The organism is Streptomyces sp. NPDC002690, from assembly GCF_053592415.1.
This window is the reverse complement of the sequence record NZ_JBSFVR010000254.1, coordinates 1-11,004: the sequence shown is the minus strand read 5'-3', so window position 1 is coordinate 11,004 and position 11,004 is coordinate 1. Positions and strand designations below refer to the sequence as shown.

8 protein-coding genes and 1 pseudogene are annotated in these 11,004 nt (G+C 72.3%); 6 read left to right on the top strand and 3 right to left on the bottom strand.

Annotation, left to right across the window (positions count from 1 at the left end; translation table 11 throughout):
- Window positions 1-417 (bottom strand): annotated as a pseudogene (locus tag ACWD3D_RS26025) (hypothetical protein); the annotation flags it as partial.
- Window positions 418-615: 198 nt separating this feature from the next.
- On the opposite strand from ACWD3D_RS26025, the gene ACWD3D_RS26020 reads away from it, so the two are divergent.
- The 3 genes from ACWD3D_RS26020 (at window position 616) to ACWD3D_RS26010 (ending at window position 3,634) form a co-directional block, all read left to right on the top strand.
- On the top strand, window positions 616-1,443 hold the full coding sequence (locus ACWD3D_RS26020; RefSeq protein ID WP_451463215.1) for a glycerophosphodiester phosphodiesterase: 828 nt from the start codon (window positions 616-618) through the stop codon (window positions 1,441-1,443).
- A gap of 75 nt (window positions 1,444-1,518) precedes the next feature.
- Complete coding sequence (locus tag ACWD3D_RS26015; RefSeq protein WP_451463214.1) at window positions 1,519-2,226, top strand: ATP-binding protein; 708 nt, start codon at window positions 1,519-1,521, stop codon at window positions 2,224-2,226.
- Window positions 2,227-2,665: 439 nt separating this feature from the next.
- Window positions 2,666-3,634 (top strand): DUF5926 family protein, encoded by a 969-nt coding sequence (locus ACWD3D_RS26010; RefSeq protein ID WP_451463213.1) that lies wholly within the window; start codon window positions 2,666-2,668, stop codon window positions 3,632-3,634.
- 978 nt (window positions 3,635-4,612) lie between these two features.
- Here ACWD3D_RS26010 and ACWD3D_RS26005 read toward each other — a convergent pair.
- Window positions 4,613-5,278, bottom strand: coding sequence for a bifunctional DNA primase/polymerase (locus tag ACWD3D_RS26005; protein ID WP_451463212.1), 666 nt, complete (start codon window positions 5,276-5,278; stop codon window positions 4,613-4,615).
- A gap of 749 nt (window positions 5,279-6,027) precedes the next feature.
- Between ACWD3D_RS26005 and ACWD3D_RS26000 the strand changes: the two genes are divergently transcribed.
- Entirely contained in the window at window positions 6,028-7,512 is a 1,485-nt protein-coding gene (locus ACWD3D_RS26000; RefSeq protein WP_451463211.1) for a PP2C family protein-serine/threonine phosphatase, read from the top strand.
- A gap of 352 nt (window positions 7,513-7,864) precedes the next feature.
- Window positions 7,865-9,343: an aminopeptidase P family protein gene (locus tag ACWD3D_RS25995; RefSeq protein WP_451463210.1), complete on the top strand. Its 1,479-nt coding sequence runs from the start codon at window positions 7,865-7,867 to the stop codon at window positions 9,341-9,343.
- A gap of 84 nt (window positions 9,344-9,427) precedes the next feature.
- Here ACWD3D_RS25995 and ACWD3D_RS25990 read toward each other — a convergent pair whose 3' ends face one another.
- Window positions 9,428-9,985 (bottom strand): ATP-binding protein, encoded by a 558-nt coding sequence (locus tag ACWD3D_RS25990; protein ID WP_451463209.1) that lies wholly within the window; start codon window positions 9,983-9,985, stop codon window positions 9,428-9,430.
- A gap of 316 nt (window positions 9,986-10,301) precedes the next feature.
- On the opposite strand from ACWD3D_RS25990, the gene ACWD3D_RS25985 reads away from it, so the two are divergent.
- The coding region (locus ACWD3D_RS25985) for a hypothetical protein (RefSeq protein ID WP_451463208.1) at window positions 10,302-11,004 on the top strand (703 nt) is incomplete at its 3' end.

Below are 11,004 nucleotides of genomic sequence, written 5' to 3'. Positions count from 1 at the left end.
GATGTACGGCAGCAGGCAGACGGTGGCGAGGACGGCGACCAGCGCACCGAGCCAGGATGCCTGCGCGGGCTCGACGACCGGCCGCACCTCCGTCGGCTGCTCCGAAGCCTGCTCGGCCGGGGCCGGTGCGGCCGGTGCGGGAGTGGTGCCGTACGGTCCGGCGGGCTCGGCCGACGGGGAGGTGTCGTCGGCCCGGCCGTCCACGTACGGCGGTTCCTGGGGCGGCTCGGCGGGCGCGGCGGGCCCGGTGGAGCCCTGCGCGGCCGGAGCCGTGTCTTCCTGATGCGCCGTCGCCGGCGCCTCGGGCGTGTCCCGGCGGGGGTCCTCAGGAGCGGCGGCCGGCACGGGAGGTACTGACGGAGCGGGCGGTACGGCGGGGACCGCGGCGCCCTCGTGGCCCTCGTTCTCGGTGCTCACAGCTCTTTACTCCTCGGTTCCACTCGGCATTCGGCAAGAGATCCGCTCTGCAGTGTCTGGGCCCAAGCTTTGCCCAGAACACGTCAGGCCACTGTAAGCAGGACCTGTGCATCCGCACACCAATCTTTACATCAGACAAAACGGCACTCCCGGCACAAGGAACGCACGGCCGCCGCGTCGCGGTGACACCATGACGCGGTGACCGACGCACGACAGCCCTCCAGCCCGTCCCCCATCCAGGTCGTGGCCCATCGCGGAGCCTCCGACGACGCCCCCGAACACACCCTGGCCGCGTACCGGAAAGCCATCGAGGACGGCGCCGACGCGCTGGAGTGCGATGTACGGCTCACCGCCGACGGGCAGCTCGTCTGTGTCCACGACCGCCGGGTCAACCGCACCTCCAACGGGCGGGGCGCGGTCTCCGCGCTCGAACTCTCGGAGCTCGCCGCGCTCGACTTCGGCTCGTGGAAGGACCGCGAGGAGTCCCCCGACTGGGACCCGGCGCCCGGCGAGCTGACCTCCGTACTCACCCTGGAACGTCTGCTGGAACTGGTCACCGAGGTACGGGCGACGGGCCGGCCGCTCCAGCTCGCCATCGAGACCAAGCACCCGACCCGGTGGGCCGGGCAGGTCGAGGAGCGGCTGCTGCGGCTGCTCAGAGAGTTCGGCCTCGACTCCCCGCCGGCCGAAGGCCCCTCACCCGTACGCGTCATGAGCTTCTCCGCCCGGTCCCTGCACCGGGTCCGCACGGCGGCTCCCACCCTGCCCACCGTCTACCTGATGCAGTTCCTCACGCCCCGGCTGCGGGACGGGCGGCTGCCCGCCGGCGCGCAGATCGCCGGACCGGGCATCCGGATCGTACGCAACCACCCCGACTACATCCGCCGGCTGCACCGGGCCGGGCACCACGTACACGTCTGGACCGTGAACGAGCCGGAGGACGTGGCGCTCTGCGCCGAGCTGGGGATCGAGGCCATCATCACCAATCGCCCGAAACGGGTCCTTTCCCAACTCGGACGCCCGTAACGGTCGTCCCCGGGACCCGTCAGACCCGTCACGGGGAGTGCACCGGCGCATTCCGTACGTGTCGAGCCGTTACGAGTGCGTCACCAGAGATGCTTTGACCGGTTTCCGGCGCAGCTCAGAGGGGCATCCCCTTCGTGGCGTGGGGCAAAGGAGGTCTCGGGGGTGACGTTGGTGGTGGCACAAGAAGTGCCCACGTCGTCGAGCATGGCCGTTCCCCACGGCCCTGCGGGCGTGAGGCAGGCGCGGCACCGGATGCGCGCACAACTACGGGACAACGGGGTCTCGGACGCGGTCGTCGACGACGCGGTCCTGATCCTGTCCGAACTCCTCAGCAACGCCTGCCGGCACGGCAGACCGCTGGGGCAGCACGTGGACGTCGGTGACGGCGACGTCCGCGCCGCTTGGCGCGTGGACCGCCGGGGCGGCCTGACCGTGGAGGTCACGGACGGAGGCGGGCCCACCCGGCCCATCCCCTCCACCCCCTCGGTGACGGCTCGGGGCGGGCGCGGGCTGAACATCATCAGCGCCCTCTCCGAAAAGTGGGGCGTCAGGGACGACGCCCCGGGCGAGGTCACGGTCTGGGCGCTGGTGGCGGCGGAGGAGCGGTTCGAAGGACTGGAGGGGCTCGACGGCCTCGACGGCCTCGCCCGGCTGAACTCCGGGGACGGTCACCCGGGCCTCGACGCGCTGCCCGGCTTCGGCGGACTGCCCGGATTCGACGGGCTGTCCGGCTTCGAGGGCCTGGACCTCGACGGGCTGTCCGCCCTGGACGACGCGAGCTGAGGACCGGGCGCGCGGCGCCGCGCGCAGCACGACACAGCCGTACGGCACGGACGTACGGCAGGCGTACGGGAAGCCGTACGACACAGCCGGGCACGAGCCCCGGCGGCAGAGCCGGACGACGGAGCCCGGCACCGAACTCACCTACCGGAACCACGTACCGGACCGGGCGCCCGACGGCGCTCCCGAAGGCGCGGGCGGCGGTCGGGTCCGGGGCGCGGGAGGCACTAGGCTCGCGCCTCAGAGCCTGTCGGATGACCTCTGATCGGGCGGCCACGCCCTGGCACGCACGCTTCCCGCGTGGTCGGGATGCCCTGGTAGCTCCGCTACGAGGCCGTCCCGACGCCTTGGAATCGCACGCACCGGACCGCGTCCACCACCCGGTCGAAAGCCACCCGACAGACTCTCAGACCGCACCGCCGCAACCGGGAGAATGCCGACCATGGCCAAGAAGCGCCCTCAGACGACCAAGGCCGCGAAGCCGCAGGTGAACGACGGGGAGATCCCCGTCGTCGGGGCCCGCGAGCCCTGCCCCTGCGGTTCGGGCCGCCGGTACAAGGCGTGTCACGGACGCACCGCCGCGCACGCGGTCACCGAGCTCGTCCAGCGCCCGTTCGAGGGACTGGCCGGGGAGTGCGACTGGGTCGCGCTGCGCGAACTGGTGCCCGCCGCGACCGTCCCGCTGACGCTGAAGGACGGACTGCCCGAGGGCGTCCCGTCCGTCACGCTCGCGACCGTGCTGCCGATGGCCTGGCCGGCACTCCGCCGCGACGACGGCTCCATCCTGCTCGCCCTGCAGAACGACACCTCCTCCGGTGACCTCAGCCGCGGTCTGGCCGACGCCCTCCAGCAGGCGCTGGAGGCCGCGCCCGGCACCCCGGTCGCAGCCCGCCGGGTCGCCGCCGACGGTCCGCGCCTGCAGGACCTGCTCGCCGCCGACGCGCCGTTCGAGCCCGTCGTCCACTCGGGCTTCGAGTTCTGGGTGCCGGACGCGGAGAACGCCACGGCCGAGGTGACCGCCTCCCTGGAGCGCGCCAACGACGCCGCCATCCCGACCTCGCTGCTGTCCTCCGTGGACGCCGCGTACTGGTGCGAGACCCCGGAGAAGAACCACCTGCGCTGGGTCATGCCGCACCCCGAGGAGAAGCTCCTCGACGCTCTCGCCCGGCTGCACGCGGCCGGCGAGACCTCGCTCGGCGAGGGGACCCGGCTGGTCGGTTCGTTCCGCGCCCACGGTCTCGTCGTCCCGGTGTGGGACCTCCCGAGCGCCATGACCGCCGACGAGTGCGAGAAGCCCGCGGCCGAGTTCGCCGAGCGGCTGGCCGGGGCGCTGGCTTCCGAGGCACCGCTGACCGCGGAAGAGCGCCGGGCACGCGGCGGGCTCACCAACCGCCAAGTGACGCTCAGCTGACAGTGACGAACCGCGGGTCCGATCGGTGACTCGCGTCACAACGAACCGTGCCGACGAGTAAATCCCGTCCCTCATAGGCGAGATCGAATTTGCGAACGGCAGATCTCTTGTTACGGTTCTGAAAGCCCGGTCGCTGGTGCATCCCCCGTCGCCAGCGACCGGGCGTCTCCATTTCAGGGACGGCCCGGCCCGCGACGAAACCGCGAGCGGCCCGCCGCCCCACGCACGACGGCCCTTCGCCCTCGTATCTCCCGCGCATCTCGCGCGCGACGGCCTTCGCGCAGATGTCCGGACGCCCCCGCGCGCCCGTACCGCGAACACCGCGTGCCACCACGGCGGAACGAACCCCAACCCGCCCCGAACGACGGGCCCTTGCCGAGGCCCTCCCGTACCCGTCCTGCGTACCCGACGGGTACGCAGGACGGGAAACCGCCGGTCCGCCGGGGCGACGGCCGCCCACGCTCCGGGAGCACGGACGCGATCCGCCGCCCCGCACCATCACCCTCGACGTCCGCCCCGCCGGGCCCCGCGCGGACCGGCCACTCGGGGCGACGAAGCCTCACGCGGGAGACCGGGCGCGACAGTTGTGCGCCCGCTGTGCATCCCCCGTACATCCCCTGTGCGTCCTCACGCCGCGGCATGAGGCGGAAGCGCGCACCCGAGGCGTGGACACGGCCGGAAGTCGGATACCGCATTCCTTGTACGACAGGTATTCAAGAACAGTGAAGGAAAGCATTCCAGAAAGGCTCTCAAGTTCGAAAGGACGGTCAAGAATTCGCCTACCCACGCTCTTCCTTCGCGACCCGGAATCCCCGCACCGAAGTCCCGTCGGAATGCACGGGGTGACGCTCCGGGGTACGTCCGAAAGAACGCCGGGCGCCCGGAGAGGTGCCCCGCGGTCTCCGGGCACTTCTCGGGCACTTCTCCGGGCGGATCGCCCGGGAATCCGCACCCGGGTACGCCCCCGGCCGCCCGCCTTCAGTAGGCGAGCCGGGTCCCGCCGCCCGGAGCACTCGTACTCGCCGCCACCAGCGCGTCCAGGACCGTACCGACGTCCGGCAGCCACGGCGTGGTGCTCCGCGCCGCCGGAGGCCGTTCCCAGCGGACCCCGCCGTCGCCCTTCCCCGCGGGCGGCACCACCAGGTAGCCGCCCTCCCCGTGGAAGCGCAGCGAACTGGGCACCCACTCCTGGGCATGCAGCAGTTCGCCCAGAAGCTCCAGGGTGTACGGGCGGACCAGCAGCGCCCACCGGGTCGGCGTCGCGATCACCGGCCCGAGCCGCATGCCCCGCGCGTCCAGCACCGCGAGCGCCTGCGCGCCGCTCACCGCCGGCAAGCTCACGGCGCACGGCGCGCGGCCACCGGTGGCCAGCAGTACCGGGGCTGTGGGACGCCCGGTCCACCACCACCGCACCATGCGCTCGTCCGTGGTGGCCGCGAGCAGTCCGGGATCGAAGGGGTGCGCGCCGGGCACCACGCACTCGGGGTCGGGGCAGGCGCAGCCGCTCCGGGCGGTGGACAGCCCCACACCGGGCAGGACGGGCCACTGCCGGCCGATTGCGCAGGCCAGCGCCGCGTCGAGTCGAGCGGTGCCGCCCCCACGCCGGAACCGGCTCCCGCGTCGCCTTCCGGGGATCTCGCGCATGAGCGCTCGTTCCTTTCCGTTGAACGCCGAGGTCCACGCCGCCGCCCGCGCATCGCACTGCTTCGCGGCGGCGACTCTGACTGTGCGTAGATCACTGGGTCGATCACCGCGTCGATCACCGGACCGATCTCCGCGTCGATCACCGTGCGCGGTTCATTTGGCTCGTGCATCACCGTGCGTTGATCACTGTGCGCCGATCACCGTGCGTGCATCACTGCGTACCCGACCGCGCATGCGGGACCGCGCGTTCATCGCTGTGCCTTCGCGACCGTACGTCCGTGACCGCGCGTGCTCGTCGGGCCACCGCACGGAGAGACGTGCGGCGGGCGCCGGACGGAGCCGGGCCGAGCGCGCCGGAGCGAAGACGGGTCGAACCGGACCGTGCCTGAGTCGAACGGCCTTGCGGAGTCGAACTGTCGGGAGCCGGACCACCTCGTGCGGTCCAGCCGCGGCGGGACGGTCAAGAGCCATGCCACGCGTGTGCCGCCGGGGCGAGGTCCCGCCACTCCCGAACGGCGTCCGTCACGGACGAGGACGCCCGCTCCCGCCGCCGGGTTCCGGGGCCGTCCCAACTGCCCCGCGCTTCAACGACTACGTACCCCGCACGACCGGAATGACGCTCCACCCCGCACAACGCTCCGGAGGGCACTGCCCGAAGAACTCGTCCAGTCGACAGCAAATACCTGCCGCCTGCCGCATTTTTCGGCCAAGTTGAGTATCCCGTGGACACCAGGAGTCTCGCAAGGACAATGCTGGACATCGCCTTACTTGTACGTGTACATGTGGACGCCTTGATAGTGGCGCAGAATGACAGGGGGGTTTGCGATGCTATTCGACGGAACTCGCCGGTCGGAAAGCCGGAGGCCATGAGCGCCCGACACTTGCCAAAAATGGCTGGAATCAATCCCACTGTTCCGGTTTCAACGCACACTCCGGAACCGCTGACCACGGTGCCGCCCGCGCCGGGCGCCTTTCTCCAGGACCGCCTGGCCGGATGGGTCTCCGACCTCACCACCCTCCACGAACTCACCGAGCGGCTGGCCGGGACCCACACCCTCGACAGCGCGCTCCCGGAGCTGCTGAGCGCCGGAGCGGCCCTCGTCGGAGCCCACCGCGGCCTCCTGGTCCTCGAACCCGACGACGGCCGGGGCCCGCGCACCACCATCGGCCACGGCCTCGGCCACGCCGACCTCGGCATCATCGAGACCGTCCCGCGGACCGCCACCCCCCACGGCCGGATTCTCGACGCTCCGCCCCCGGCCACCGGCCCGGTGAGCAACCCGGACCTCCTCGCCGAGGCTGACCTCGACCCCCGCCACCGCGAGGTCGCCGAGCGGCTCGGATACGCCGCCAGCTACGCCCTGCCCCTCGTCTCCCGGTCCGGCGCCCGGCTCGGCGCGGCCGTCTGGTTCTACGACGAACCTGCCGAACCCCTGGAGCGGCAACAGCACCTCGTCGGCCTGTACGGGCGGTACGCAGCCGAGCACCTGGCCCGACTCCTCGAACTCGAACGCGCCCGGTCCGATCTGGCGGTCGTCGCCGAGGAACTGCTGCCGAGCCGGCTGCCGCGCATCCCCGGCGTGCGGCTGGCCGCACGTCACCGCCCCGCCCCGGACGGCGGTGGCGACTGGTACGACGCCCTGCCGCTCCCGGACGGCGCGCTCGGCCTCTCGGTGGGAGCCGCCGGCGGCTCCGGCCCCGGCGCGACGGCCGCGATGGGACGGCTCCGCTCCGGGCTGCGCGCGTACGCCGTCATGGAGGGCGAGGACCCGGTGGCCGTCCTCTCGGACCTGGAGCTGCTGCTCCGGCTCACCGAACCGGCGCGCACCGCGACCGCGCTCTTCGCCTACTGCGAACCGGCGCTGCGCCGGATCGTGCTGGCCGGCGCCGGGCACGCCCCACCGCTCGTGGTCGGCGACCGGCGTACCGAGTTCGTCGAGACCAGCGTCTCCGCGCCGCTCGGCATGCTGGCGTGCTGGGAGGCGCCGAGCGTGGAGTTCAGCCCCGAGTCGGGTGAAACCGTTCTCCTCTACACCGACGGGCTGCTGCGCCGCACCGGCGACTCGACGGACCGGGCCTTCGCGCGGCTGCGTGCCACCGCCGCCGGGGTACCGCGGGCCGCCCGACACGACCCGGAGGCGGTGGCCGACCACGTGCTGCGCACCTTGCTGCCCGGAAACACCCCGGCCGACCGCACCGACGACGTGGTCCTCCTCGCCGTGCGTTTCGACTGACCGGTCCCCGTGCCGCTCCCCGGACCGGGCCCGTCGGCCCCGCTCCCCGGAGGCGTCTCGGGAGAGCGCCTCCACGACGACGCTCCCGTGGCGCCACCACGGCGACGCCTGCCGTAACGCCTCCACGGCGACCCCTGCCGCAGTGCCTCGCGAAGCAGATTTCCGGAATCTCTCCATCCGCTTCTGGTATCCGCGCAGATCAGCCATGCTCTCCGCGGATCAGCCATGCCCTCTCCGCGCCGCCGGCCCTCTGATCCGTGGGCCCTGCGGTAAGAGGCCCTCACCCCCTGAGCCCCCTTCCGTACGCCCGTACGATGGTGGGGCCCAGTGTCGTAGCAAGGAGAGCCACATCGTGTCCGACGAGCGCACCCCGGAGACCCCGGAAATCGAAGCGACCGAAGAGACCGAGCCGATCAAGACCCGGAAGAACGGCCTGTACCCGGCCGTCTCCGACGAGCTCGCCGCGAGCATGAAGTCGGGCTGGGCCGACACCGAGCTGCACGGTCTCGCGCCCCTGCCGCAGGCCCCGCACACCGCCACCCGCCGCGCCGCGCTCTCCGCGCGCTTCCCCGGCGAGCGCCTCGTCGTCCCCGCGGGCCACCTGAAGACCCGCGCCAACGACACGGAGTACGCGTTCCGCGCCTCCTCCGAGTACGCCTACCTCACCGGCGACCAGACCCAGGACGGCGTCCTCGTCCTGGAGCCGAAGACCGGCGAGGCCGGCCACGACGCGACCGTCTACCTGCTGCCCCGCTCCGACCGCGAGAACGGCGAGTTCTGGCTCGACGGCCAGGGCGAGCTGTGGGTCGGCCGCCGCCACTCCCTCGCCGAGGCCGAGCAGGTGCTGGGCATCCCCGCCAAGGACGTCCGCGAGCTCGCCGCCGCGCTGACGGAGGCCACCGGCCCGGTCCGCGCCGTCCGGGGCTACGACGCCGGCATCGAGGGCGCGCTGACCGACAAGGTCACCGCCGAGCGCGACGAGGAACTGCGGGTGTACCTCTCCGAGGCACGCCTGGTGAAGGACGCCTTCGAGATCGCCGAGCTCCAGAAGGCGTGCGACATCACCGCGCGCGGCTTCGAGGACGTCGTGAAGGTGCTCGACAAGGCCGAGGCCACGAGCGAGCGCTTCATCGAGGGCACGTTCTTCCTGCGCGCCCGCGTCGAGGGCAACGACATCGGCTACGGCTCGATCTGCGCCGCCGGCCCGCACGCCACCACCCTGCACTGGGTCCGCAACGACGGCGCCGTCCGCTCCGGCGAACTGCTGCTGCTCGACGCCGGCGTGGAGACCAACGACCTCTACACCGCCGACGTGACGCGGACCCTGCCGATCAACGGCACGTTCTCGCCGCTCCAGCGCAAGATCTACGACGCGGTGTACGCGGCGCAGGAGGCGGGCATCGCCGCCGTGAAGCCCGGCGCCGACTTCCGGGACTTCCACGACGCCGCGCAGCGCGTGCTCACCGAGCACCTGGTCGCGTGGGGCCTGTTCGGCGACCTCACCGTCGAGAAGGTCCTGGAGCTGGGCCTCCAGCGCCGCTGGACCCTGCACGGCACCGGCCACATGCTCGGCATGGACGTCCACGACTGCGCCGCGGCGCGCACCGAGACGTACGTCAACGGCACGCTGGAGCCGGGCATGTGCCTGACGGTGGAGCCGGGTCTGTACTTCCAGGCCGACGACCTGACCGTGCCGGAGGAGTACCGCGGCATCGGCGTCCGGATCGAGGACGACATCCTCGTCACGGAGGACGGCAACCGGAACCTTTCCGACAAGCTGCCCCGCGCCTCCGCCGAGATCGAGACCTGGATGGCCGGTCTCAAGGGCTGACACCCGTCATACGGGCAACCGCGTGGTCTCCCGTACGAGGAACCGCACGGGAGACCGCGCGGAACCCGCGCCGGGGCGCGCCGCTCAGGAAACCATGAGCAGCGCGCCCTCGCGCCATTTCAGGGTCTTGTCGAAACTCACCACGGTCCCGCGTCCCGGCCGGTTGCCGATGTGGACGTGGTCGGCGAGCTGTTCGATGAGTCCGAGGCCACGGCCGCTCTCGGCCATGTCCCACGGGTCGGCGGCGCAGTCCGGCTTGTTCGCCGGAGCGCCGCCGATATCGGAAGGATGTGCTGCGGGGCGAAGGGTTCGCCGGGCGGGGAAGCCCGGTCCGGAGTCCGCGACCTCGATACGGCAGGTCTCGCCGTCCAGATACGCGGTGACCCGGTACTGACCGGAGGCGCCCGCGTGCCGGTCGGTACCGGCGCGGCCGGGGGCGGTGCCCCCGAGGTCTCCTTGGTCGACGGCACGGTCCCCGCCGTGTTCCACGGCGTTGGCACAGGCCTCGGTGAGCGCCACCGACAAGTCGTACGAGATGTCCGGATCCACTCCCGCCGTCTCCATACTGCCGAGGAGAAATCGACGGGCGAGCGGAACGCTCGCGGCTTCGCGCCGCAAATGGAGTGACCACCACATGCTCATGCTCCAGCCTCCTGGCTGCGGCTCGACATACCGATACGTATTGCCGTGGAGGGCACCCCGTAAGCACGGTTCTGCCGTGATAGCCCTCATTCGGCGGACGCGAATATTCCGCTTGCCGGTGTATGTCCGGACCACGGACCGGCCCCGGCGCCCGGCACGCCCCCCGCCACCAGCTACAACGACCGTCACACCGGTCACGTTCTGCATCGTGTGCAACAGTTCCGCTTCCCGCGCAACGCACCCCGAACAGTACGGAAGATGACGTTCCGGACCTGCCGCCCCACGGGCGGGGGCGCAGTGCGATGATGGCCCGGCCATGTCTACGCCTGACGCACGGTCCGTCACACGCGCCGGAGCCGGTCTGCGGCTCCTGAGGGCCTCGGTGTTCGCCGCGGTCTGCGTCGTGCTGTCCGCCGCGGGACATGGCGTCGCCTCCGCCTCCGACGTACCCGGGTGGACACTGCTCTGCGGGTTCTTCGTCGCCCTCGCGGTGGTGGCACCGCTCGCCGGGCGCGAGCGCTCGCTGCCGTCGATCGCGGCGGTCCTGGCCTGCGGGCAGCTCTCGCTGCACACGCTCTTCGGGCTCGCCCACCCCATGACGGCCGCCGCCATGGGAGCCCCCGCGGCTCCGGCCACGGGGGACGACGCGTCGCTCGTCCGGTTCGCCGCCTCGCTGGTCTGCGGTGACACCCCCGGCTCGATCGGCCTCGCCCAGGCCCGCCGCATCGTCACGGAAGCGGGCGTCGACCCGGCGACCGTGACCGGCGCCCATGTCCACCTCGCGTCCGCCGCCACCCCGGCGGCGGGGCTGCTGCCCGGCCTGCCCATGATCCTCGGCCACCTGCTGGCCGCGCTCGCCACGGGCTGGCTGCTGCGCAGGGGCGAGGCGTCGCTCTTCGGGCTGGCGCGGCTCTCCGCGCACGGCGGCCGTGAACTCGCCGCCGCCGCGGGTACGGCACAGGGGGCGCCATCGGGCTCGAACTGGGGCGCGACGGTGTCGACCTGCGGGCGATCGGTAC